The following is a 23,949-nucleotide window of genomic DNA, read 5'->3' as shown; positions in this document are numbered from 1 at the left end:
GATCTGCGAGGAATGGATGGAAGCCGCCCCCGCGGCCGAAACACCGACCGTGTCCAGTGCGGCGTTCGCCCGGCTCCCGGTGGGGCTCCTCGCCGCCGCGGCCGCGGCGGTCCTGATGGCGACGGCGTGGCGGTACGGCTACTTCGGCGACGAACTGTACTTCCTCTCCGCGGGCAAGCGGCTGGCCTGGGGGTACGCCGACCAGCCGCCGGTGCTCCCGGCACTGGCGCTGGCCATGGACACGCTCGCGCCGGGAAACGTCTTCGTCTTCCGCCTGCCCGCCGTCCTCGCGACGGCCGCCGGTGTGGTGTTCACCGGGCTCGTCGCCTACGAGATGGGCGGGGACCGCCGGGCGCAGACCCGCGCCGCCGCGGCGTACGCGATCTGCGGGCAGTTCCTCGGCAGCGGGCACTACCTGGCCACCTCGACGATCGACCCGGCGCTGTGGACGCTCATGGCGTGGCTGCTCGTGCGGTGGATGCGGACCCGCGACGACAACCTGCTGCTGTGGCTGGGCGTGGCGACCGCCGTCGCGCTGAACGTCAAGCTCCTGATCGCGACGTTCTGGATCGCCGCCGGGGTCGCGATCCTGGTCTTCGGGCCCCGGGATCTCTTGCGCAGGCCCAAACTCTGGCTCGGCGCCGGGATCGCCGCCCTCTCGATGGTGCCGACGCTCTGGTGGCAGGCCGCGAACGGCTGGCCGCAACTGGAGATGGGCGACGTCATCGCGCACGAGACCACCGGCGGCTGGAGCGGCCGCGCCGGGTTCCTGCCCGCCCTGCTGACCGGCGCCGGGCTCGGCATCGGCGTCGTCGGTGTCCTTTATGGACTCTGGGTCCTGCTGTTCTCGGCCAGGCTGCGCGAGTACCGGTTCCTCGGCTGGACCGCGGTCGGGGTGATCGCGCTGTTCATCCTGTCGAACGGCCGGTACTACTACGCGGCGGGCATGTTCGGTGTCCTGTGGGCGGGCGCCGCCGTCCACTTCGGACAGTTGAGGCCATCCCGCTGGTTCCGGTGGATCCCCACCTGGCCGGTGTTCCTGCTTTCCGCGCTGTACACGCTCCCGTACGCGCTTCCGGTGTGGCCGTCCGCCTGGCTTGCGGAAGGCCGGGACGTCCCGCGCCCGGCGTACGCGCTGGAGGAGATCGGCTGGCCCGACCTCGCGCGTTCCGTCGCGGACGCCTATCACCGCCTCCCGCCGGAGCAGCGGGCGCGCACCACGCTCGTCACGGCCGGGTACTGGCAGGCCGGAGCGCTGGACCGGTACGGCGCCGACTACGGGCTCCCCGCCGTGTACAGCCCCAGCCGGGGCTTCTGGTACTTCGGGCATCCGCCCGAGACCGCGGACAGTGTCCTGTTCGTCGGGCCGGATCCGGCGCGCCTGCTCCGTTCGTTCACCGACGCCCGGATCGTCTCCCGCGTGGACAACGCCGCCGGCGTCCGCAACGTGAGCCGGGGAATGCCGATCTGGCTGGTCACCGGCCATACCGAAACCTGGGCCACGGCGTGGCCGGGCCTGCGAGAATTCCGGGTATGACCAGCTGGATCCGGTGGCAGGACTCGCTGTGGCCGTCTGCTGACGACGGCGGGTCACTGTGGCGCCCGTGGGGCGGCCGGATCGAAAGGTATCTGCCGTACGCGCTGCTGGCGCTCAGCACGGTGCTCAGTCTCGTGCTCTCCGGCCACGACCCGCTGCCCACCCTGGGGCTGGCCGGGATCGCGGCAGGTTGGCTCCTGCTCGGTTCCACGCTGATACCGAAACGCTGGGAAGATCATCCGGCCGTGGTCGCCGTGTCCTTCGCCGGACTGGTCACGATCGCCGCCGTGCTCGAAGCGCACGACACGATCTTCCTCATCTTCATGATCACCGGGTTCTTCGACGCGATGCGCCTGCGGCCCGCCCCGCTCGCGCTGGCCGGGATCTTCGTGGTCTCCGCGCTGATCAACACGATCCCCAACGGCGGCCCGCTGCGGGCGTTCGCCGATCAGCCCGCGCTGTGGATCGTGGTCACGCTGGTGCAGACGGCCGCCGTCGGCGGAGGCGGGCTCGTCTCGACCGCGATGGCGCGGCAGCACGCGGAGCGCAAGCGCGTGCTGGACGAACTAGCCGCCGCCCAGGAAGAGAACGCGGTGCTGCAACGGCAACTGCTGAGCCAGGCGCACGAAACCGGCGTCCTCGACGAGCGTCAGCGGTTGAGCCAGGAAATCCACGACACGCTCGCCCAGGGCTTCACCGGGATCATCACCCAGCTGGAGGCGGCCGCCGAGGCGAAGGGCGATGCCGCGGAATGGCAGCGGCACGTCGGGTCCGCGATGGCCCTGGCGCGGGAGAACCTGACCGCCGCCCGGCGTTCGGTGCGGGCGCTCGGCCCGCAGCCACTGGCCGCCGCGACCCTGCCGGACGCGCTCGGCGAGGTCTCCCGGCGATGGAGCGGCCGGACCGGTGTCGAGGTCCGGTTCACCACCACCGGGACCACGCGGGCGCTGCATCCCGAGATCGAGGCGACACTGCTGCGGATCACGCAGGAGGCGCTGGCCAACGTCGAGAAGCACGCCGCCGCCACGATCGTGGGGCTCACGTTGTCCTACATGGGCGATCAGGTGACCGTCGACGTCCGGGACGACGGGAAGGGCTTCGAACCGGATACGGCGGGCGAAGGTGGTTTCGGCATTCCCGGGATGCGGGCCCGCGTCGCCAGGCTGGCGGGGACACTGCACGTCGAATCCGAGCCGGGCGCCGGGACGGCCGTGTCGGCCGATCTGCCCGCGATCGCGCTGGAGGCCAGGGTATGACGATCACGCTGCTGATCGCCGACGACCATCCCATCGTCCGTGACGGGTTGCGCGGCATCTTCACCGCGGATCAAGGATTCGAGGTGCTCGGAGAGGCGTCGTCCGGTGACGAGGCCGTCGCGCTGACGGAGAAACTCCGCCCGGACGTCGTGCTGATGGATCTGCGGATGCCGGGTTCCGGCGGGGTCGCCGCGATCGCGACGCTGGCGAAGCTCGGCAATCCCGCGCGGATCCTCGTGCTGACGACCTACGACACCGACACCGACGTCATCCCGGCGATCGAAGCGGGCGCGACCGGCTATCTGCTCAAGGACGCTCCGCGCGAGGAGCTCTTCCGCGCGGTCCGGGCGACGGCGCGCGGCGAGGCGGTGCTCTCCCCCGCCGTCGCCGACCTGATCCTCGGCAGGATGCGCGCACCCACGCCGGAGCCATTGAGCAAGCGGGAGCTCGAAGTCCTCACCCTGATCTCGCGCGGGTCGACCAACAAGGAGGCCGCGAAGCTGCTGTTCATCAGCGAGGCCACGGTGAAGACGCACCTCGTGCACGCGTACGCCAAGCTCGGGGTGAAGGATCGCGCGGCCGCCGTCGCGACCGCCTTCGCGCGGGGACTGCTCGGCGGCTGAGGCCTACGGGGTCCAGCCGGTCGAGTCCGCCCACGCGTCGGCACGGGTGAAAGCCGCGTCGACCCAGATCTGTTTTTCGTCGGTGTACTGCTCGACCGTTCCATCGCCGGCGTGCTTCGCGGCCATGGCGTTCTTGACCGCCGCGTAGGCGTCGCGCTCGTCCGGGTTCCGCCGCAGCCATTCCGGGAACAGCAGCGCGAGCCGCCAGGCCGGCGTCTCCTGGGAGCGGACGTGCAGGTTGACCGGACGGCGGGGGTCGCCGCCGAAGTGGAACCGCTTGGGCCAGGTGCCCTCCTCACCGTGCGCGTCGTCGTACCACTCCCCCTCCGCCCGCGGGAACCCCGCGTCGGAGAGGGCGTCGGCCAGCTCGTCGGCCTTGTCCAAAGTGGACACGGTCAGCTGGAGGTCGAGGATGTCCTTGGCCGGCAGGCCAGGCACGGACGTCGAACCGATGTGATCGACCCGCACGGCGGCGTCACCCACCACCACGCGAATGCGGGCGAGCGCCCGCTCGGCCTGCACGGGCCAGGTCTCGTCGTACGGCGCGATCTTCGGCGACATCGGCGCGCGCGGCTTGCGGAGCCGCACGTTCGCCTCGAACGGGGTCAGCCTGTCCGCCCACAGCGCGTCGACCTCGGCGAGCACGATGTCGGGCGCCCCGCTGTTGTCGAACCAGACGTCGGCCACCGCCCGGCGCTGATCGGTCGTGGCCTGTGCCTTGATCCTGGCGCGCGCGTCGTCCTCGGCCATCCCCCGCGCCTCGACCAGGCGGCGGACCCGAACCTCCTCCGGCGCGTCGACCATGACGACGAGGTGGTACATCGGCGCGAGACCGCCTTCGACCAGCAGCGGGATGTCGTGGACGATGATCGCGTCCGGCGGGGCGGCCGCCATCAGCTCGGCCGTCCTGGCGCCGACCCTCGGATGGACGATCGAGTTCAGCCGCTTGCGGGACTCTTCGCCGGCGAACGCCTTGGCGGCGAGCGCCGCCCGGTCCAGCGCGCCGTCGGCGGCGAGGATGTCCTCCCCGAACGCCTCGACGAGTTCCGCGAGCCCTGGTGTCCCCGGCTCGACGACCTCCCTGGCGATCTTGTCGGAGTCGATGAGGATGGCGCCGTGCTCGGAAAGCCGGTTCGCCACCGTCGATTTTCCGGCGCCGATCCCGCCGGTCAGGCCCACACGCAGCATGCCGAGCAGCCTAGTGCCGCGAGCCGGGCCGACCGCGCAGGGTCACGGGACGCGCACTTCCGGCACAGACAGCTGCAAAAGGCAAGTTCATCGTGACGCGAGACTCAACCTTTATGGGTGACACGCCGGGCGGTTACCGGTCTTCGAAGGCTTGATTGCGTACCGTGCGCGGCGAAGGTAGCCCACACGGAGGAAAGATGGCAGACGGTAAGCACGTCGGAAGGCACCGGCTCGGAACGCCGGGCCTGGTGCACTGTGTCCTCCATCGTCCCGTGGCCGAAGCCCTCGCCGAATACCGGCGCACGTGGCTGAGCGCGCTCCTCGTTCCGGCCAAGCACAGCTTCGCCGGACTCCGCCGCAAGGCACGCGCCGCGGCGCTCGAACGCATTTGGGTGCCCTCGGTCCCGTCCGTCCGGACCGCCACCTCCTGACGCTCTTCCCTCCCCCGCATTTAGTCCTCTGAATGCGGGGGATACGTGCGTCGCGAAAGCCACTTTCAGGACACCAGATGTCTCGAAAGTGGCTTTCGCGACGCCGAGGCCGACCCGAAGAGGGCGAGTTCAGCGGGAGCTGGCGACCTGGGCGATGCGGCACCGCCACGCCTGCCCTCCACCGCGTTTAGTCCTCTGGATGCGGACAAAGACAGCGGCCCCGGTCCGAAGTGGACCGGGGCCGCTGTCTTTCAGCTACTGGCTGAGCGCCTGGATCACGCGCCGCCCGACAGCTTCTCGCGGAGAGCCGCGAGCTGCTCGTCGCTGGCGAGCGTGCCACCGCTCTTGGCCTCGGCCGGAGCGGAGGTGTAGCTCTGCTCGCCCGAGTCGCTCGAGGTGACACCGGTCGCGGCGTCCGCGGCGGCCTCGGCGTCGGCCTCGGCGGCCTTCTGGACCTGCTTCATGTGAGCCTCGTAGCGGGTGTGAGCCTCGGCGTACTGACGCTCCCACTCCTCACGCTGCTTGTCGAAGCCTTCCTGCCACTCCTGGGTGTCCGGGTCGAAGCCTTCGGGGTAGATGTAGTTGCCCTCGGCGTCGTACTCGGCGGCCATGCCGTACTGGGTGGGGTCGAACTCGGTCTCCGGCGTGACGCCCTCGTTCGCCTGCTTCAGCGACAGCGAGATGCGACGACGCTCGAGGTCGATGTCGATGACCTTGACCATCACGTCGCCGTTGACCTGGACGACCTGCTCCGGGATCTCCACGTGGCGCTCGGCCAGCTCGGAGATGTGCACCAGGCCCTCGATGCCCTCCTCGACGCGCACGAACGCACCGAACGGGACGAGCTTGGTGACCTTGCCCGGCACGATCTGGCCGATCGCGTGGGTGCGGGCGAACTGACGCCACGGGTCTTCCTGGGTCGCCTTCAGCGACAGCGAGACGCGCTCGCGGTCCATGTCGACGTCCAGAACCTCGACCGTGACCTCCTGGCCGACCTCGACGACCTCGGACGGGTGGTCGATGTGCTTCCAGGACAGCTCGGAGACGTGCACCAGGCCGTCGACGCCACCCAGGTCCACGAAGGCACCGAAGTTGACGATGGACGACACGACACCCTTGCGGACCTGGCCCTTGGCGAGCGCGTTGAGGAACTCGCTGCGCACCTCGGACTGGGTCTGCTCCAGGTAGGCGCGGCGGGACAGGACCACGTTGTTGCGGTTCTTGTCCAGCTCGATGATCTTCGCCTCGAGCTCGCGGCCGACGTACGGCTGCAGGTCGCGCACGCGGCGCATCTCGACCAGCGACGCGGGCAGGAAGCCGCGGAGGCCGATGTCCAGGATGAGGCCGCCCTTGACGACCTCGATGACGGTGCCCTTGACGGGCTCGTCCTTCTCCTTGAGCTCCTCGATCGTGCCCCAGGCGCGCTCGTACTGCGCACGCTTCTTGGACAGGATCAGACGGCCTTCCTTGTCCTCCTTCTGGAGGACCAGGGCTTCGACCTCATCGCCGACGGTGACAACCTCAGCCGGGTCGACATCGTGCTTGATGGAGAGCTCGCGCGAGGGGATGACACCCTCGGTCTTGTAGCCGATGTCGAGCAGGACCTCGTCACGGTCGACCTTGACGATGGTTCCTTCGACGATGTCGCCATCGTTGAAGTACTTGATCGTCTTGTCGATCGCAGCGAGGAAGTCTTCCTCCGACCCGATGTCGTTGATAGCGACTTGCTGGGGCCCGGCGGGGGCGGTCGGGGCGGTGGCGGTGTCGGTCGTCATTAGGCGGGTTGCTCCGGTGGATGGGAAGTAGTGGGTTTGCAGTTAGGGCGCCATGGGCTTCCGACATGAGGCGACCGCATAAGCAAACGTCCACAGGGAACGACCGCGAGCATCACCGCATCCGGTACGCGACCCCCTGACCCGGACGCTGAGCGAACCGGGGGAAAGAGTAGCGCGAACCCACTGCGCTAACAGATATCCTACGCGGCCCCCTGTACACGGCACAATCAGGGTCGCCCCCACGATCACGGCGGGCGGATAAACTGTCCCGCGAAGCCCTGACCTGGGGAAAGGATATCGGTTTGAGCCAGCAGTCCGTCACCGAGCCCGAACGGCACGCAGAGGCCGAGGAGCGGCTCGGCACCGCGGGGGTCGCCTATCGGGCGGTCTCGGCGCCGGAGGCCACCGCCGCCAACCTGGCGTGGTGGGACGCCGACGCCGACGACTACCAGGCGACCCACGGCGGCTTCCTCGGCGATGCGGACTTCGTCTGGTGCCCGGAGGGCGTCCGAGAGGCCGACGTCGCGCTTCTGGGTGAAGTCGGCGGCAAGCGGATCCTCGAGGTCGGCTGCGGACAGGCGGCCTGCTCGCGCTGGCTCGCCGCGCAGGGCGCCGACGCGGTGGCGACCGATCTGTCGGGCGGCATGCTCCGGCACGCGAAGGAAGGCAACGAGCGGACCGGCACTCCCGTCCCGCTCGTGCAGGCGACGGCGGAGTCGCTCCCGTTCGCCGGCGCGAGTTTCGACGCGGCGTGCTCGGCCTTCGGCGCGGTCCCGTTCGTGGCGTCGGTGGACGCCGTGTTCGCCGAAGTGCACCGGGTCCTCCGGCCGGGTGGCCGCTGGGTGTTCTCGGTAACCCATCCGATGCGCTGGATCTTCCCCGACGACCCCGGCCCGCAGGGGCTCACCGTCACCCAGCCGTATTTCGACCGGACGCCGTACGTCGAGGTCGACGAAGAAGGCGTCGCGACCTACGTCGAGTACCACCGCACCCTCGGCGACTACGTCCGCGCGCTCGCCGACTCCGGGTTCGCGCTGACCGACCTCATCGAGCCCGCCTGGCCGGAGGGCCACTCCCGCACGTGGGGCCAGTGGAGCCCGTTGCGCGGCAAGCTCTTCCCCGGCACGGCGATCTTCTGCACCCAGCGGGGATGACCCCGGCGGCGGAGCGGCAGCGGGCGCGGTTCGCCGCACTCGACCCGATGCTTCCGCCGCCTCCCCCGCTCCCGGCCGGTGAACCCGTCGAGGCGGGCGGCGCCTTCGGGACGATCACGCACGTGCGGTTCGCGGCCGGTTCCTGGCAACGGCTCTGGAGCCCTGCCCATCTGCAGATGCTCTCCGCGATCCTCCCAATCGACGCCGGCGCGGGGATGAGCGCGCTGCTCTCCGCCTGGCGCGAGCGGATCGCGCTCGCCGACGCCGAACCCGATTCGTCGTGCACGGTCACCTGGCCCAGCCGTGACGTCGCGGTGTCACGGGCGCTGCTCGACCACGGGCTCGCGCCGCAACTGGCGCTGGCCGTCCGCGCGCCCGCCGCCGGCGAGGAGTACTCCGTACCCGGCGTGACGATCCGCGCGTCGGCACACGGCGACCTCGAAGAGATCGTCAGCCTGCGCTTGGAAGAACTCCGTTACACCTCGCTGGTCGGCCACGGTGTCGTCCGGCCGGGGGCCGAGGCACTGCTCGCGGAAGAGGTCCGGCGTGGCCTGCAGTTCGGCGGCCGCGTCTGGATCGCCGAAGAGGAAGGCGTCACGGTGGGGATCGTGACCACGGGGAAGCGCTCCCCGATCCCCGGTGACGCGCTCGCCGGGCGGCTGCCGCCGGGCGAGTGGGGCTATGTCGGCACGCTCGCGGTGACCGCGGCCGCGCGGGGCCGCGGGATCGGGCGCGCGCTGACCGCCGTCGCGCACGACGAACTGTTCTCGCCGTCGCTGCGCGGCACCTTCGTCTCGTACAATCCGGCCAATCCGCTTTCCCCGGCGTTCTGGCACCGGCAGGGTTATCGTCCACTGTGGACGACGTGGGCCGCCAGTCCCGCCGCGGCCCTGCGGTAGCGGTCGATCCGGGGGACGGGATGGAAATCGAGAAGACGTTGCTCGACGCGCACCGCGCCCGGTTCGCGGCGATCGACCGGCTCCTGCCCGAAGCCGCGCCGCCCCCGGTCGGCGGCGAGCGCGTGGACGCCGCCACGGCGGCCGGCGTCCAGGTCACCGGCGTGGTGCAACGTCAGCTGCACGGCCCGGACGACGTCACCCTGCTCTGGTCGGCCGCCGACGCCCGGCAGCTGTTCCCCTTCGTCGGCGACACCGGCACCGAGGGCATGGACGTGCTGCTGCGCGCGTGGCGGACGCGGGTGGACGCCGAAACCCCCGGCGAGGACTCGGCCTGCGTGATCAACTGGCCGAGCCGGGACGCCGAGGCGATCCGCGCCTTCCTCGACCACGGGCTGGTGCCGATGTCCGCGCTCGCCGTGCGCACCGGGCGCCGTCGCGGCGATCCGGGCGCCGACGGCGTGACCGTCCGCCGGGCCCGGCACGAAGACTTCGACACCCTGCTCGCGCTGGCCGTGTCGACGCACGACTACATCGGCCAGGTCGCCACCCGGTACCGCCCGAACGCCGCCGAACTGCTCGCCCCGGCACTGGAACTCGCCCTCGACAAGGACCGGCCGCTGCTGTGGCTGGCCGAACTGGACGCCCGCGTCGCCGCGTTCGCGCACGGCGCCTGGATCACCTCGTCGCCGGGTTCGGCCGAGGCCGAGCTCCTCCCCCACGGCCGCTGGGGTTACGTCAACAACGTCGTCACCGTGCCCGCCCTGCGCGGGAGCGGCCTCGGCCGCACACTGATGGCGGCGGTGCACGAGGAGTTCGCCGCGGGCGGCGCGGACGGCACGTACCTCTACTACAACCCGACCAACCCGCTTTCTTCGGTGTTCTGGCACCGCCAGGGTTATCGTCCACTGTGGACGTCCTGGGAGGTCCATCCGGCTTCGGCCCTGCGTTAGCCGTCCGGTTTGCGGTGGTTTCGTCACTCTTGCGTGTGACATGAGCCCCCCACGGTTGTATCCCTCCCAGGTCAGGGCTAACTTTTGAACTGACCAGTCAGTTCAAGTTTCGCGAGTCACCGACCTGGGAGTTCTTCGTGCGGGTTCAAGCCGACAGGGTGTCCGTGACCGGACCCCACGGCACGTTGCTGTCGCCTACCTCGCTCACCGTTTCGGGCGGTGAGCTGGCGATCGTGCACGGCGAGCCAGGGGTCGGCGTCACCGCCTTCGGGCTGGCGCTGGCGGGCAGGCTGAAGCCCGCCACCGGGACGGTGACCGTCGAGGGCGGCGACCCGCGCCAGGTCGTCGCGATCGTCGACGCCCCCGGCGTGAGCGAGCCGGACGGCGCGTTGTCGCTACAGGTCGTCGTCGGTGAGGAACTCGAACTGGCGAAGCGCCCGGCGAACAAGGCCGCCGTCGCGAGCTGGCTGGCCGAACACGACGCCGCCGCATACGCCACCACCCGCTTCGAGAACCTCGAACCGGTGACGCGCACGCGGCTGCTCACCGCGCTGGCCGCGGCCCGCAAGGGGGTCGGCGTCCTCGTGCTCGACACCCCCGACCGGCACACCAGTGACGTCGACAGCTGGGCGAAACTCGCCCGCGAACACGCCGAACGCGGCCTCGCCGTCATCGTGCTGACCGCCACCACCCCGGTTTCGGCCCTGCCGGAGAAACCCGCCCTCTGCGGCGCCCTCGACCAGCCCGACCCCGTGCGCTGCGCGCCCGTCGAGCCCGGGCCCGCCGAAACCGCGGAGCTCGAAAAGACTTCAGGAGACCAGGAATGAACCCCGTCCGGATCGCCGCCAACGAGCTGCGCCGGCTGAGCAGCGGCACCCTGCCGAAGCTCGCCATGGCCGCGCTCGTCCTGGTGCCGCTGCTCTACGCGTCCTTCTACCTCTACGCGAACTACGACCCGTACTCGCGTCTGGACAAGCTGCCCGCCGCCGTCTTCACCGCCGACACCGGCGCGAAGGACTCGGCAGGCGCGGAGCGCAACGTCGGCCGCGAGGTCACCGACGAACTGGTCAAGTCCGGCACCTTCCAGTGGCACGAGGTGTCGCCGGAGGAGGCGGCGAAGGGCGTCCGCGACGACAAGTACTCGTTCGCGATCGGCATCCCGCGCGACTTCTCCACCGCGCTGCTGTCCTCGGGCAACTTCCAGCCCCAGCAGGCGACGATCACGCTGACCACCAACGACGCGAACAACTATCTGTCCGGGACCATCGCGAAACAGGTGGCCGAACAGGTCCGCAAGACGATCGCGGAGAAGGTCGGCAGCGAGGCCGCGGACAAGTTCCTGGTCGGTTTCTCCACGATCTACGGCAAGATCCAGGAGGCGTCGACCGGCGCTTCACAGCTCGCCGACGGCGCGGGCAAGCTCAAGTCGGGACAGCAGCAACTGGCGGACGGCGCCTCCCAGCTCGCCTCCGGCAGCTCCCAGCTGGCGACCGGGCTCGGCACCCTGAAATCCAGTACCGCCCAGCTCCCCGCGCAGACGCAGAAGCTCGCCGACGGCGCCGGCCAGGTCGCCGACGGGAACCAGAAGGTCGCCGACGCCGCCTCGCTCGCGGCGACGGCGTCCGGGGACATCCAGGCCAAACTCGACGGTTACCGCACCCAGCTCGCACAGGACCTGCGCGCCGCCGAAGTCCCCGAAGCGAAGGTGCAGGAGATCCTGAGCCGCCTCGACACCCTCCGGTCGCCGGTCGACCAGGCGAACACGAAGATCCAGGGCGCGAACAGCCAGCTCGCCCAGCTCGCCTCCGGCGCGCGGCAGGTGTCCGACGGCGCGCACCAGCTGGCCTCGGCCACGCCGCAGCTCACCAGCGGCATCGCGCAGGCCGCCGACGCGTCGAACCAGATCCGCGACGGTGCCGCGAAGCTCAACGACGGCGAGAAGTCCGCGGTCACCGGCACGAACCAGCTCGCCGACGGTTCGGTGCAGCTGCGCGACGGGCTCGCCGCCGGGCTCAAGGAGATCCCGAACCCGGACGACCCGACCCGCGCGGCGACCGCCAACACCATCGCCGACCCGGTGGCGGTCAACTCCTCCGGCGTCGCCTCGGCCGGGACCTACGGCGCCGGTCTCGCCCCGTTCTTCATCTCGCTCGCGACCTGGATCGGCGCGTTCGTGCTGTTCCTGTTGCTGCGCCCGCTCTCGACCCGCGCGCTGACCGCCGGCGCGTCGCCGTTCAAGGTCGCGCTCGGCGGCTGGCTGTCCTCGGCGCTGCTCGGGATCGCACAGGTGATCGTGCTGTTCGGCGCGGTGACCTGGCTGGTCGGCATCGACGTCGCGCATCCGCTCGGCGCGATCGGGTTCGCGGTGCTGGTGTCGCTGACTTTCACGTCCGTGGTGCACGCGCTCAACGCGTTCTTCGGCGCGGTCGGGAAGTTCCTCGGCCTGGTGCTGCTGGTGCTTCAGCTGGTGAGCGCGGGCGGCACGTTCCCGTGGCAGACCATCCCGGACGCGTTGTACCCGCTGCACATCGTGCTGCCGATGGGTTACGCGATCGACGGGTTCCGGCATCTGCTCTACAGTGGCGCCTCGATGGAGATCCTCGGGGACATCGGCGTCCTGGTCGCGTATCTCGTCGGCGGGATCCTGGTCTCGACGCTGGCGGCGCGGAAACGGCGCACGTGGACGGTTTCGGCACTGAAACCCGAGCTCGCGTTGTGAGTCCCCGGGGTGAGGCGACGAAGCAGAAGCTGTTCGAGGCGACGCTGCGGCTGTCCGCCAGCCGCGGCCTCGTCGGCCTGACGGTGGACGACATCGCGGCCGAGGCGAAGGTCGCGAAGGGCACCGTCTACTACAACTTCGGCAGCAAGGACGGTCTTGTCGACGCACTGCTCCGCTACGGCGTCGGCGTGCTCGCGGACCGCCTGCGCGCCGCCACCGGCGACGGCGACCCGATGGACGTCATCGAGTCGCAAGTGGACGGTGCGCTGGAGTTCATCGCCGAATACCCCGGTTTCTCGCAGATCCTGGTGAGCGAGATGTGGCGCACGCCCGGCACCTGGCACGAGACGCTCACCCTGCTGCGCGAGGAGATCATCTCGATCGTGCGCGAACAGCTCCACCGGCTGGACGCCGCCGGGCGGCTGCCCGACGGCGTCCAGATCCCGACGGCGGCGGCCGGGTTGTTCGGCACGATGCTGGTGGTCGCCCTCGACTGGCAGGTGTTCCAGCCGAAGCGGACCCGGGCCGATGTGCGGGAATCGGTGATGGTGCTGATCCGGGGCCTCGGCCGCTAGGCGTAACTCGCGTGATCGGACGCGTAACTCGCGTGATCGGGGGCGTAACTCACGCGTCTTCGGTGTTTCGGGCCCACTTCAGCTTGACCTCGAAGTTCCCCTCCAGGCCCGTTTTCGCGATGACCGCGCCCGCCTGCGCGGTCAGCTTGACGCCGAACTTGAGCTCGACCTCGTCCGGTCCCCTGGTCATCGACCGGAAGGTGTCCAGTGCCGCCACCGCCGCGTCCTTGACGTTCGCGAGCGCCGCTTCGAAGGACCCCTTGGCGTCGTCGACCAGGTCGTCACGCCGGGAGACCCGGGAGGTGCCGGGGACCGGGTCGATCTCGACGACCACCGAACCGCCGCCTTCGAGGGGGAACCGCGCCAGGTCGTTCACCGATGCTCCTCACTGTCCACAATGGATTTTCAACCATTCGCCGGGCTGGATGCTCTCCCGGACGTCGTCGAGTTGTTTCAGCAGGATGTCCAGGCGGTCCCGGTTGCTCAGGTACTCCAGGACGGCACGATGGAACGCGCCGGTCATCGTCGCGGGCATCAGGTCGGAGGCGTCGAAGCACAGCGCGGACGCCGACGTGATCGTGTCCGCGACCCTCCGGCTCACCTGATCCGGGTAGACGTCGAGGCCGGCCTTCCGGTTGGCGGAGAAGGCGTTCGCGCGTGGTATCGACGGCCAGATCCGCTGCGCCTTCTCCGAAGCGAGGAACGCGATCAGCTTCCGCGCCCCGGGCGTGTCCTGGAACATCCCGGCGAGGTCGGCGGCGACCTCGGAGACGTCCCTCCCCGGGAAGGGGAGGAAGTCGAAATCGGTACCCGGCTTGGGAAACGTCCCGTCGGGTCGCTCGAAGTTCTGGTAGCGGCTCATGATGAACGACGCCTGGTGTTCGAGCGCGCAGCCGGGCGGGTCGGTGAACATCGGCTTGCCCGCGTCGCCGAAGTCGGTCAGCAGGGCGGCCGCGGTGCCGCCGCGGATCGCGGCGGGTTCGAGCACGGAACCCCAGTCCAGCCAGGCCTGCCTGACCTCCGGCGACGTCCATTCCAGACCGCCGGCCGCCCATTGCCGGTACTTCTCGGGGCCCGCCGAGTGCAGCAGGATGTCCTCGATCCAGTCGGTTCCCGGCCAGCCCGAGGCGGGCGGGGCGCCCATCCCGACGCACCAGGGCGTGCCCCCGGCGGCCGTGAGCCCCGCCGCGTACTCGCGGAGCCCGGCGAACGTCGTGGGCCGAGCTCCGGTCATCCGCGCCGGGTCGTACCAGATCAGGCTCTTGAGGTCGGCCTTCACGGCGACCGCGTACAACCGCTCGGTGCCGATCTGCTGCAGCGTGACCCATTGCTGGCTGAACGACCGGGTCACGGCGCCGGAGAGATCTTCGTCGAGCGGCAGCAGGTCGCCCGACTTCTGGTACTTCGCCAGCACGCCGGCGTTGGGCAGGACGGCCACGTCCGGCGGCGTGCCGCGCTGGACATCCGAAGCGAGCACCTGGTCGACCGCCCGGGTGCCCTCGTACAGGTAGTCGATCCCGGTGTCGGCCTTGAACGCGTCCAGCACCTGGCGGAACGCCTTCTCCTCCTCCCCGGTCCAGGACGCGAGGACGACGACGGGTTCGTCTTCCGCCGACGCCGAACAGCCGCCCGCGACCAGCGACAGCGCCATCACCGAGGCCAGCAGGCGTTTCACGGGCGGTACCGGTATTCGTCGATCCTGGCGTGCAGGCCGAGCAGGACGAGCCCGCCCGCGAGCAGGGTGCCCGCCGGGATCAGGAACTCCCGCCCGCCTGATTCGGCCGCGGCGGAGGCGTCGGCCGCCACCGCCCGCGCCCCCGCCGTGGCCACCCGCGTGTTGTCGGTCGCCGGCGTGCCCGCCTGCCGTGCCAGCTCCCGGAACCCGTCGACGGTCACACCGCATCCCTGCTCCTCGTCGCAGTATCCGGTCAGCAGCTCGGCGAGCCGTCGCTGGCCGTCTTCGTCGGCCGCCTTGATCTGCGCGGCCCGGGCGGCGGCGACGCCGTCGAGCCGCTCCCCGACCGAGTCGAGCCGGTCACGGCTGACCAGGGTGAACACCAGGGCGACCCCGATGGCGGCGATCAGCACGGTCGCCGCGAGCAGCGGGACGTTCGCCACGCGGCGGAACCGTTTCCTCAGGTACAGCTGCGTGAAGACCAGCAGCACCAGGAGCGCGAGCACCGGCAGAAGCCACAGCGGGAGCATCGCGAGGCTCATCCCGGTGGACGTCAGCTGCCGGTTCAGTGCCTCCCGCTGCCTGCCCTGCAACAGGTCCAGCTCCTCCAGGACACCGCCCGGAGCGTGCAGCAACCGTGAGGCGTGCCAGAGGTCGACGGCGCCCAGCACGGCGGCGTCCGGCTGACGGAAGTGCACGTCGGCCTGACCGATGGAGCCCGAATAGGCCGCGACCTGGCTTTCGATCACCTGGAGCGCGTTACCGCCTTCTTCACCCGCCTGGTTGAACTCCGCGACCCTCGCGAGACTCTGGCTCGCCAGCGCCAGCTGATTCGAGTACTCCTGCCCCGGTCCGGCGAGTTTCGCCTCGCCGGAGGCGAAACTCGCGATCGCCGCGGCGTCGGCGGCCACCAGCGCGGCCCGCGCGGCGGTCACTTCGAGTACCGCGTGCGCGGTGCGGTCGCGGACGGTCTCCGCCGTGTTCTGGACGTTCTGGAACGCCCACAGCGACACCACCAGTACCGCGAGGGTTAGGGCCAGCAGGGCGGTCCGGAGCCGGACCAGCCGTACCCGGGTGGCCGTCACGAAACCGCCTCGCCGAACGGTCTCGAGCAGCCGACGCAGAAGTTCGCCCCGGCGGGCGAAAGCGCGGGGCAGACGGGACAGGTGAGTGGTGCTCCTCCGGGCATCGGCCGATCTTCCTGCGGAAGCGCGATTTCCGAAACCCTCGACGGGATGACGACGTGCAACGCGTGGCTGCGCGTCGCGTCCGGCCGCAGGCGCACGACCCCGTTCTCCGCGTCGACGATCTCCACCACCCCCGAGAGACGGCCGAGCGTGTCTTCGTCACCCGCTGCGGTGGCCAGGGCGACCGCCCAGCCCCAGGCCCGCTCGGCCCCGGCCTGATCACCCGCCGCGTAGGCGTCGCCGCCGGAGGTGAGCGCCTCGCCGAGATCGGCCTGGGCGGCGTATTTCGAGACCATCGGGTGAATCAGCGTCGGCGGGATCGGGTCGTGGGTCCACCGCCCCGCGATGGCCAGCGCCTCCTCCTCGACCGTGGCTCCCGGCACCGGGACGAGTTCCGTCCACGCCAGCTGACGGTCCTGCCCGTGGCTGGGTTCGAGATCCGGATCCAGATCCAGGATCAGCTGGTAATCCCGCGTCTCGTCGCCCGCGAACGAACCGAGCGACAGCTCCTGCTCGCGGACGGCGACCTCCCGGCACCGGTCGGTGAGGTCGTATTCGTCCGGGAACACCTGCTTGACCGACCGCAGCCTGCTGAACGGCATGGTGCCGACGCGCAGGCGGACCTCGGGCAGCACCTTCGTCATCGCGCCCTCGACCAGCTGCCGGAAATCCTCGGCGAGCTTGTCGTCCTCGACGACCGAGTCGACGTTCCCGCGCAGCACCCGGCCGATCAGGGTGAGTTCGGCGGGCTCCCAGCCGTCGCCGATCCCCCTGGCGTCGCAGACGAACCGGCCCTCGCAGCTGTTCAGCACGCTCATCAGGTCGGCCCTGGTCTGCGAGTCGTTGCGGCCGTCGGTGAGCAGGATCGCATGGCGGACGGCGTCGGGCACGAGGTCGAAGAGGTCGCGTGCCTTGGCGAGCCAGGCGCCCATCGCGGTGCCGCCGACGGCCGCCAGGTGCTCGACGGCGGCGCGTGCCTCCGCCCGGGTCGCCGCCGAGGCGGTCACCAAGCCGTCTTCGGCCGGGTAGATCATCTTCGCGCGATCGGTGCCCTGGATGACGGCGAACCGCACGCCGTCGGGCAGGACGTCGATGGCCGCCGCTGCCGCCCGCCGGGCCTCGCCGATCTTGGTGCTGGGGAAGCGCATCGAACTGGAGCAGTCGATCATCAGTACTTCGGCGGCCGTCCTGGCGACGGCCGCCTCACCGCCGCGAGAGACGACCCGGACGATCGCGGTCATCGTCCGGTCCCCCTCGGCCAGGAACTTGTTCTGGTGCACTTCGAGGCCCAGACTCGGTTCCCTCATCTCTCCCCCTTCACACCAACGTCACCGGCCTCACGGAATTGGCCAGGTCTATCAGCACGTCGTGCGCTTCCGGCGTCGGCGCGTGGTGGGCGAGCCGCCGGTACGACTTGTCCAGCACCGTGCGGGCGCCCGTCTCGCCCGCGCGCAGGATCCCGCCTTCGGTGATCCCGTCCTGTCCGAGGAGCACGGCGGCCAGCCCCGTCTCGCGCACGGCCGTCACCAGCCTGTCGAGGGAATCGCCGTCGAGATCCAAAGCGGTCAGCCGGACCACGGCGTCGTCGAGTTCGGCCGACGCCGGGAGATCCCCCGTCCCCGGCATCGGCGCGGACAGCACCCGCACCCCGGCGATCCGCGCCGCCTCGTCGTAGCGCGAGAATTCCGGGACCTGGTCGAGGATTTCGACGGCTGCCGCGCGGTTGCCACGCAGCAGCCGGACCCGGGCGAGCCCGAACGCCGCGCTGACCTGGGACCGGTCGCGCACCCACAGCGCGTCGTAGTACCGCTCGGCGGCGGCCGCGCCGTTGAGGTGCTCCTCGCAGAGCCCGAGCGCGAGTTTCGGCGGCTCCTCGCCGGGGATGTCGCGGTACACGGCGGTGAACTTCTCCTTGGCCGCCGCGAAATCACCGGCGCCGAGCGCGAGGAGGCCCCGGTGCCACGCCACTCGCCAGTCGTGGGCGGCGCGCTCGCCGAGCAGCCTTTCGGCCTCCGCCACCGCCAGGGCGCCTTCGACGGTCGCCCCGAGCTCCAGATGTGCCCGGCAGCGGCGGAACTCGACCTCGACCGAACCCGGAACCTTGTCGAGTTTCTTCAGCAACCGCGCGGCATCGGGCGCCCGGACGGCGCGCAGGAAGTTCGCCCGCGGGTCGTCCGGATCCTCGCGCGGCACCGGCAGCCCGACGGCGATCTCCCCGGCGGCCGGGCGCGCGCCGAGCGAGACGGGTGTCCCCCGCGTCCAGTGTTCCAGCGGCGGTGCCTGGCCGAGCCCCGCGTCGAGCAGGACCGCCCCTTCGGCGAACAACGTCGAGCCGGCGGGCCTGGATTGCTTGTCCCGCAAGGAAAGGATTTCGCCGAGCACGCCGTCGAGCTGGACCAGCATCTCGCGCGCGGTCGCGAACCGTTGCTCGAACGGGGCGGTCGCCCGGTCGAGGACCCGGAGGAACGATTCGATGCCGAACCGGACCCCCCGCGCGTCGGTGGTGACCGACCAGCCGTCGCTGGCCTGGAAGAGCTCCCGCAGCGTCACGCCGACGGTGTGGATGTCGGACCGGACGGTGAGCCCGTGTTTCACCCGTTCCGCCGGGGTCACCTGATAGTGCTCGGTACCGACGATCGGGCTCTCGTCGTCGGTGATCTTGCGGATGGCGCCGAAATCGATGAGCTTGATCCGCTTCTCGCCGTGGATCACGTTGTCCGGCTTCATGTCGCAGTACAGCAGGCCTTCGCCGTGCAGGTAGTCGAGCGCGGTCAGGATCTCGCGCCCGTACGCCACGACGTGCTCGACGAGCAGCTGTCCTTCACTGGAGTCCAGCCCGGCCCGGCCGCGGTTCTTGACCTCCCGCAGCGAAAGCCCGTCGACGAACTCCATGACGATGTAGCGGAGGCCCTCGTGTTCGACCACGTCGAGGATCCGGACGACGTTCGGATGGTCCAGCGCGGTGAGCACCTGGCTTTCGGTCTCCGCGATCCGGACGGCGGCGGTGTTGTTCGTGTTGATGAGGCCCTTGAGCGCGACATACCGGTCGCCGAGCCCGGAATCCGTCGCCAGGTAGACGAAGCCGAGTCCACCGCGCGCGACGCAGCCGAGCACGTGGTACCGGCCGTCGACCACGTCACCGGCCGCGAGCTTGGGCGCGAAGGAGAACGGCGTCCGGCAGACCGGGCAGAACCCTTCGGCGGGCGCGGGTCCGCCGCCGATCGAGCGGCCGACCGGGGTGGCCGTGCATCCGTGCTTGCCGCAGAACCGTTCCTCCTCCGGGACATGCGGCTCGGTGAGCAGACGGCCCGCGACGTCCGGGAGTTCGACGACCGGCAGGGGCACCCGGTCGTCCGCGCTCGCGTGGCCGGCGATCTGCTGGGAACGGGTGACCACCGTGCTGGTGATCCTGGTCGGCGCCTCGCCGGGGCCGGGGATCACCAGAGTCGGTTTCTCCCGCGGCGCGGGCTCTTCCGGTGCACCTGGAGGCAATCCGCAGATCTTGCAGAAGCCGGTCTTGCCGAGCACACCCGGGCAACCGTCCCGTCCGCAGGCCGTCATCCGTCGATCCGTTTCCGTACGGTGTCCGCGTATCGCTCGACGGCCGCCGCCGCGCTCGCGAGGTCACAAGGTCCTTCGAAGAGCATCCGCCAGGCTGGTGCGTAGGCGGCATCCAGTTCGACGTCTTCGACGATGCCACTGTTACGCGCCATTTCCCCGTACGCGTCGAGCCGGGCGCGCAGTTCCGCGCGCCGCGCGAGGTTCTCGTCGAGAAGTCGGCGGAGGTCGCGGGCGCGCTCGACGGTCTTGGCCACAGCTCGCTCGCAGACCGGAAGCTGCCGTTCCACCCAATCGGTGTCGCCGTCCTGCTCCGCCGAACGCAGTTGTGTCAACGCGCCTCTCAGCCGTCGTGCCTTGGGATGGACGTGCGGTGCGTCCGAGAAACGGGGCGCGTCGCTCAGGTTGTCCTTCTCCAGACTGTCGAGTTCACCCAACCGGGTTTCCAGCAGGGCGAGGCGGCCCTCGGTGTCGTCCTCGGCGGCGGGCAAGACATCCGTGCTCGACCGGACCACGCTCACCCCCGGCGAGCTCTCCTCGCGGAAGGCCAGCGCGAGCCGCAGCCCGAGTTCGTGGGCGCGCTGGGCGAGCGGCACGAGCACCTCACCGACGAGCGCGTCGGGCTCGGCCGCTTCGTCGATCCCGTAGACGACGACGGTGCGGGCGGCCCCGTGGTGGCCGGCGGGCGAATCCGCGGCGACGTCGAGCCGGTCGGAGATCCGGCGGCGGACCTCTTCGGCGGTCTTGCCGACCGCGTCGACGGCGAGCACGACACTGCCCAGCGGCGGGACCGTCGGCCCGGTCACGCTCCGGCCCGCTCCGCGTTCGCGGTCGGCGAGGACGACGGCGCGCCGCAACGAGGCGGCGACGGCGGAATCGTCCGCGCCCATGATGATCACCCGGACGTCCGCCCGGCCGTGCCCACCGAGCCAGCGGGCGAATTCGCGGGCGAACCGCGGATCGATCGCGGGCGGTTCCGGGTACCGCACGAAGCTGGGGTCGATCGCGGGGGTACCTTCGGCCCAGCGGCGCAGGGCGGGCAGATACCCGAGCATGGTCTCGACCGGGATCATCCACGAGACGCGGGCGGCCTCGGTCGCGTACCGGGTCGCGACCATGCCGACCACATGGCCGGTCTTGTCGGCGATCACCGCGGAACCGCTGAAGCCGTGGGTGATCGGCTCGGCGTCCGGAGTGCGGTGCAGCTGGACGCGTTCGAGCCCGTGCCCGCCGTCGCCGACGACGGTCGCCAACGACCACATGCCCTCCGAATCACGCGGGAAGCCGTACGCGCGGACCCGCTGGCCGTCTTCGAGGGCCGTCCGGTGGAGCGGGGCGCCGGAGATCTGTTCCTCGGGGTCGCGCAACCGGAGCAATGCGATGTCCCCGCCGTCGTCGCCGATGGGCGCGGCCTGCGCGAGGATCGTGGCGATTCCGGACTCCGCACCGGGAAGCGCCACGAAATCCACGGCGACGTCGTCGTGGCCTTCGATCACGTGAGCGCAGGTGAGGAGGTGTTCGCCGTCGAGCATGGTCCCGGCGCCCAGGATCCGCCCACGATGATCGCGCAGCCGCACCCGCCAGCGTCTGCGCTCGGAAGTCACCCGAACGACCCTACCGATCGTGAGTGGTAATGACGGTTCTAACCGTCATTACCACTCACGAGGCCTAATGCGCGGCGTCGTTCCAAGACCGGCCGTATCCGACCGACACCTCCAGCGGGACGGCCAGTTCGTAGGCGGAGCCCATTCCCTGGCGCACCAACGTTTCCAGCTGCTCCCGCTCGCCGTCGGCGACCTCGAGGACGAGCTCGTCGTGGACCTGCAGGAGCACGCGGCTCTTCAGCTTCGCCTCGGTCAGCGCCTTGTGCACGTTGAGCATGGCGACCTTGATGATGTCGGCGGCGCTGCCCTGGATGGGGGCGTTGAGCGCCATCCGCTCGGCCATCTCGCGGCGCTGCCGGTTGTCGCTGTTGAGATCCGGCAGATAACGGCGGCGGCCGAAGATCGTCTCGGTGTAACCGACCTTCGCCGCGTCGCCCACGACCGAATGGAGGTAATCGCGCACGCCGCCGAAACGGGAGAAGTACGCCTCCATCTGTTCCTTGGCCTCTTCGGTCGAGATCCGCAGCTGCTGCGAAAGCCCGTACGCCGAAAGCCCGTACGCCAGGCCGTACGACATTGCCTTCACCCGGAAGCGCAGTTCCGGCGTGATCTCCTCCGGCGGCAGCGAGAACGCGCGCGACGCCACGAAAGTGTGCAGATCCTCGCCGCTGTTGAAGGCTTGGATCAGCCCCTCGTCCTGCGAGAGGTGCGCCATGATCCGCATTTCGATCTGGCTGTAGTCCGCCGTCATCAGCTCGGCGTATCCGTCGCCGACGACGAAGGCGTCACGGATGCGGCGGCCTTCCTCGGTGCGGATCGGGATGTTCTGGAGGTTCGGGTCGACCGAGGAGAGCCGTCCGGTGGCGGCGATCGTCTGCAGCAGCGTGGTGTGGATACGGCCGTCGTCGGCGACCGACTTGATCAGGCCCTCGACCGTGGTGCGCAGCCTGGTCGCGTCCCGGTGCTCCAGCAGATGCTGCAGGAACGGGTGCTCGGTCTTCTCGAACAGGCTCTGCAGGGCCTCGGCGTCGGTGGTGTAGCCGGTCTTCGTGCGCTTGGTCTTCGGCATGCCGAGCTCGTCGAACAGGATGACCTGCAGCTGCTTCGGCGAACCGAGGTTGACCTGCTTGCCGATGACCGCGTACGCCTCCTCCGCGGCCTGCGTCACGCGGCCGAGGTAGTGCGCCTCCAGGTTGGTCAGGTGCTCGATGTCGACCGCGATGCCCGCCGCCTCGAGACCGGTGATCACCTGCAGGAGCGGCAGTTCGAGCTCGGCGAGCAGCTGCGCGCCGCCCAGCTCTTCGAGCTCCTTGGTCAGCGCTCCCGCGAGCTCGGCGACCGCGCGGGCCTTGACCAGCTCGGCCTGGATCTCCTTCTGTTCCAGGTCCTCGGCGCCACCGTCGAGCAATGAAAGCTGCCCGTCCCCGGTGTCGGCCTCGGACCGCAGCTCACGGTGCAGGTACCGCAGGGCGAGGTCGTCGAGCTCGAAGGTGCGCTGGCCGGGGCGGACGAGGTACGCGGCGAGCGCGGTGTCCATGACCAGCCCGGCGAACGTCCAGCCGCGTGCCTTGACGGCGTGCAGCGGGATTTTGAGCTCGTGGCCGATCTTCTGGATCTTCTCGTCGGCGAGCCAGGCCGTGAGCGCCTTGTCGTCCTCGGCGTCCATCGCGGTGACGTCGACATACGCGCCCTCGCCGTCCGCGGCCGCGAAGGTGATGGCCTTCAGGTCGGAGCGGACCGACGCCCCGGTGGTGCGGAACGCCACGCCGACCGGCTTGTCCGTGCCGGTGTGCGCGGACAGCCATGCCGTGAGCGCACCCGGCGCGAGCTTCGAACCGCTGACCTCGAAACCCTCCTCGGCCTCGGGCTCGGCGCTCTGCAGGGTGGCGAAGAGCCGGTCCCTCAGGACGCGGAACTCCAGCTCGTCGAACAGCGCGTGGACGGCCTCGCGGTCCCACGGACGCAGCTCGAGCATGGTCGGGCCGAGCTCCAGCTCGACGTCGCGGATCAGCTCGGTGAGCTGGCGGTTCAGCATGACCGCGCCGAGGTGCTCGCGCAGCGCGTCGCCGACCTTGCCCTTGACCTCGTCGACCCGGTCGACCAGCTCGTTGAAGGAGCCGAACTGCCTGATCCACTTCGCGGCCGTCTTCTCGCCGACGCCCGGGATGCTGGGCAGGTTGTCCGAGGGGTCGCCACGCAGCGCGGCGAAGTCCGGGTACTGCGCCGGCGTGAGGCCGTACTTCTCCTCGACCGCCTCCGGGGTGAACCTGGTCATCTCCGACACGCCGCGCTTCGGGTACAGCACGGTGACCTGGTCGGTCACCAGCTGGAGCGCGTCACGGTCACCCGTACAGATGAGGACGTCGAAACCTTCCGCGGTCGCCTGTGTCGTGAGCGTGGCGATGATGTCGTCGGCTTCGTAGTTCTCCTTGGTCAGCGCCGGGATGCCGAGGACCTTCAGCACGTCCTCGACCAGCCCGACCTGGCCCTTGAACTCGTCCGGGGTGGTGCTGCGGTTGGCCTTGTACTCCGCGTACGTCTCCGACCGGAACGTCTTGCGGGAGAGGTCGAACGCCACCGCGAGGTGGGTCGGCGCCTCGTCGCGCAGCAGGTTGATGAGCATCGAGGTGAACCCGAACACCGCGTTCGTCGTCTGCCCGGTCTTCGTCTTGAAGTTCTCCGCGGGCAGCGCGAAGAACGCGCGATACGCCATCGAATGGCCGTCGATCAGCAGCAGCTTGGGCCGCTCGGCCTGTGCGGTGGCGGGTGTGGCGTTGGCAACGGTCGTGTTCTCACTCGGGCTCACGGGAGCGAGTCT

At 70.2% G+C, this 23,949-nt stretch carries 19 protein-coding genes; 10 read left to right on the top strand and 9 right to left on the bottom strand.

The window, feature by feature from the left end:
* Positions 1–16 precede the first annotated feature (16 nt).
* From H4W30_RS04225 to H4W30_RS04215, 3 genes are read left to right on the top strand one after another with little or no spacing between them, the layout of a single operon-like run.
* On the top strand, positions 17–1,537 hold the full coding sequence (locus H4W30_RS04225) for an ArnT family glycosyltransferase (RefSeq protein ID WP_192741580.1): 1,521 nt from the start codon (positions 17–19) through the stop codon (positions 1,535–1,537).
* Positions 1,534–2,793 carry a sensor histidine kinase gene (locus tag H4W30_RS04220; RefSeq protein ID WP_192741579.1) on the top strand — a complete coding sequence of 420 codons (1,260 nt, stop codon included), beginning with the start codon at positions 1,534–1,536 and terminating at the stop codon, positions 2,791–2,793. The genes H4W30_RS04225 and H4W30_RS04220 overlap by 4 nt, the downstream gene beginning before the upstream one ends.
* Positions 2,790–3,416: a response regulator gene (locus tag H4W30_RS04215; protein ID WP_192741578.1), complete on the top strand. Its 627-nt coding sequence runs from the start codon at positions 2,790–2,792 to the stop codon at positions 3,414–3,416. The genes H4W30_RS04220 and H4W30_RS04215 overlap by 4 nt, the downstream gene beginning before the upstream one ends.
* A gap of 3 nt (positions 3,417–3,419) precedes the next feature.
* On the opposite strand, the gene coaE is transcribed toward H4W30_RS04215, so the two are convergent.
* Positions 3,420–4,604 carry a dephospho-CoA kinase gene (coaE, locus tag H4W30_RS04210; protein ID WP_192741577.1) on the bottom strand — a complete coding sequence of 395 codons (1,185 nt, stop codon included), beginning with the start codon at positions 4,602–4,604 and terminating at the stop codon, positions 3,420–3,422.
* Positions 4,605–4,801: 197 nt separating this feature from the next.
* Here coaE and H4W30_RS04205 point away from each other — a divergent pair, with 197 nt between their 5' ends.
* Positions 4,802–5,035, top strand: coding sequence for a hypothetical protein (locus H4W30_RS04205; RefSeq protein WP_192741576.1), 234 nt, complete (start codon positions 4,802–4,804; stop codon positions 5,033–5,035).
* A gap of 275 nt (positions 5,036–5,310) precedes the next feature.
* Here the strand turns inward: H4W30_RS04205 and rpsA are convergent, their stop codons facing one another.
* On the bottom strand, positions 5,311–6,810 hold the full coding sequence (gene rpsA / locus H4W30_RS04200; protein ID WP_192741575.1) for a 30S ribosomal protein S1: 1,500 nt from the start codon (positions 6,808–6,810) through the stop codon (positions 5,311–5,313).
* Positions 6,811–7,112: 302 nt separating this feature from the next.
* Between rpsA and H4W30_RS04195 the strand changes: the two genes are divergently transcribed.
* From H4W30_RS04195 to H4W30_RS04170, 6 genes are all read left to right on the top strand, one after another.
* Positions 7,113–7,964, top strand: a complete 852-nt coding sequence (locus H4W30_RS04195) for a class I SAM-dependent methyltransferase (protein ID WP_192741574.1) — start codon at positions 7,113–7,115, stop codon at positions 7,962–7,964.
* The gene (locus H4W30_RS04190) at positions 7,961–8,863 is read left to right on the top strand and encodes a GNAT family N-acetyltransferase (RefSeq protein WP_192741573.1); all 903 of its coding nucleotides are present in this window, start codon (positions 7,961–7,963) and stop codon (positions 8,861–8,863) included. The genes H4W30_RS04195 and H4W30_RS04190 overlap by 4 nt, the downstream gene beginning before the upstream one ends.
* A 20-nt stretch (positions 8,864–8,883) precedes the next feature.
* On the top strand, positions 8,884–9,813 hold the full coding sequence (locus H4W30_RS04185) for a GNAT family N-acetyltransferase (protein ID WP_192741572.1): 930 nt from the start codon (positions 8,884–8,886) through the stop codon (positions 9,811–9,813).
* Between the two features lie 137 nt (positions 9,814–9,950).
* Positions 9,951–10,640: an ATP-binding cassette domain-containing protein gene (locus H4W30_RS04180; protein WP_192741571.1), complete on the top strand. Its 690-nt coding sequence runs from the start codon at positions 9,951–9,953 to the stop codon at positions 10,638–10,640.
* Positions 10,637–12,532, top strand: a complete 1,896-nt coding sequence (locus H4W30_RS04175) for a YhgE/Pip domain-containing protein (RefSeq protein ID WP_192741570.1) — start codon at positions 10,637–10,639, stop codon at positions 12,530–12,532. Before H4W30_RS04180 ends, H4W30_RS04175 begins: the two co-directional genes overlap by 4 nt.
* Positions 12,529–13,107 carry a TetR/AcrR family transcriptional regulator gene (locus tag H4W30_RS04170; RefSeq protein WP_034315955.1) on the top strand — a complete coding sequence of 193 codons (579 nt, stop codon included), beginning with the start codon at positions 12,529–12,531 and terminating at the stop codon, positions 13,105–13,107. The genes H4W30_RS04175 and H4W30_RS04170 overlap by 4 nt, the downstream gene beginning before the upstream one ends.
* Before the next feature lie 49 nt (positions 13,108–13,156).
* Here the strand turns inward: H4W30_RS04170 and H4W30_RS04165 are convergent, their stop codons facing one another.
* The 7 genes from H4W30_RS04165 to polA all read right to left on the bottom strand — a co-directional run bounded on the left by H4W30_RS04165 (position 13,157) and on the right by polA (position 23,937).
* On the bottom strand, positions 13,157–13,483 hold the full coding sequence (locus H4W30_RS04165; protein WP_192741569.1) for a CU044_2847 family protein: 327 nt from the start codon (positions 13,481–13,483) through the stop codon (positions 13,157–13,159).
* A gap of 9 nt (positions 13,484–13,492) precedes the next feature.
* The gene (locus tag H4W30_RS04160; RefSeq protein WP_192741568.1) at positions 13,493–14,782 is read right to left on the bottom strand and encodes an ABC transporter substrate-binding protein; all 1,290 of its coding nucleotides are present in this window, start codon (positions 14,780–14,782) and stop codon (positions 13,493–13,495) included.
* Positions 14,779–15,867: a hypothetical protein gene (locus tag H4W30_RS04155; protein ID WP_192741567.1), complete on the bottom strand. Its 1,089-nt coding sequence runs from the start codon at positions 15,865–15,867 to the stop codon at positions 14,779–14,781. Before H4W30_RS04155 ends, H4W30_RS04160 begins: the two co-directional genes overlap by 4 nt.
* Entirely contained in the window at positions 15,864–17,276 is a 1,413-nt protein-coding gene (locus tag H4W30_RS04150) for a VWA domain-containing protein (protein WP_192741566.1), read from the bottom strand. Before H4W30_RS04150 ends, H4W30_RS04155 begins: the two co-directional genes overlap by 4 nt.
* Before the next feature lie 10 nt (positions 17,277–17,286).
* Positions 17,287–19,530, bottom strand: coding sequence for a serine/threonine-protein kinase (locus H4W30_RS04145; RefSeq protein ID WP_192741565.1), 2,244 nt, complete (start codon positions 19,528–19,530; stop codon positions 17,287–17,289).
* Positions 19,527–21,131 carry a S1 family peptidase gene (locus tag H4W30_RS04140; protein ID WP_318780526.1) on the bottom strand — a complete coding sequence of 535 codons (1,605 nt, stop codon included), beginning with the start codon at positions 21,129–21,131 and terminating at the stop codon, positions 19,527–19,529. The genes H4W30_RS04145 and H4W30_RS04140 overlap by 4 nt, the downstream gene beginning before the upstream one ends.
* Positions 21,132–21,195: 64 nt before the next feature.
* Positions 21,196–23,937, bottom strand: coding sequence for a DNA polymerase I (polA, locus tag H4W30_RS04135; RefSeq protein ID WP_192741564.1), 2,742 nt, complete (start codon positions 23,935–23,937; stop codon positions 21,196–21,198).
* Between the last annotated feature and the right edge of the window lie 12 nt (positions 23,938–23,949).

This window comes from Amycolatopsis roodepoortensis, assembly GCF_014873915.1.
Classification (GTDB): domain Bacteria; phylum Actinomycetota; class Actinomycetes; order Mycobacteriales; family Pseudonocardiaceae; genus Amycolatopsis; species Amycolatopsis roodepoortensis.
The sequence above is the reverse complement of the archived record's forward strand: the minus strand, read 5'-3'. Positions and strand labels throughout refer to the sequence as shown.

Coding starts and splice junctions, on each gene's coding strand:
- rpsA (WP_192741575.1), bottom strand. CDS start 6,810: ATGACGACCGACACCGCCACCGCCCCGACCGCCCCCGCCGGGCCCCAG.
- H4W30_RS04225 (WP_192741580.1), top strand. CDS start 17: ATGGAAGCCGCCCCCGCGGCCGAAACACCGACCGTGTCCAGTGCGGCG.
- H4W30_RS04175 (WP_192741570.1), top strand. CDS start 10,637: ATGAACCCCGTCCGGATCGCCGCCAACGAGCTGCGCCGGCTGAGCAGC.
- H4W30_RS04185 (WP_192741572.1), top strand. CDS start 8,884: ATGGAAATCGAGAAGACGTTGCTCGACGCGCACCGCGCCCGGTTCGCG.
- H4W30_RS04190 (WP_192741573.1), top strand. CDS start 7,961: ATGACCCCGGCGGCGGAGCGGCAGCGGGCGCGGTTCGCCGCACTCGAC.
- H4W30_RS04215 (WP_192741578.1), top strand. CDS start 2,790: ATGACGATCACGCTGCTGATCGCCGACGACCATCCCATCGTCCGTGAC.
- H4W30_RS04150 (WP_192741566.1), bottom strand. CDS start 17,276: ATGAGGGAACCGAGTCTGGGCCTCGAAGTGCACCAGAACAAGTTCCTG.
- H4W30_RS04220 (WP_192741579.1), top strand. CDS start 1,534: ATGACCAGCTGGATCCGGTGGCAGGACTCGCTGTGGCCGTCTGCTGAC.
- H4W30_RS04205 (WP_192741576.1), top strand. CDS start 4,802: ATGGCAGACGGTAAGCACGTCGGAAGGCACCGGCTCGGAACGCCGGGC.
- H4W30_RS04145 (WP_192741565.1), bottom strand. CDS start 19,530: ATGACGGCCTGCGGACGGGACGGTTGCCCGGGTGTGCTCGGCAAGACC.
- coaE (WP_192741577.1), bottom strand. CDS start 4,604: ATGCTGCGTGTGGGCCTGACCGGCGGGATCGGCGCCGGAAAATCGACG.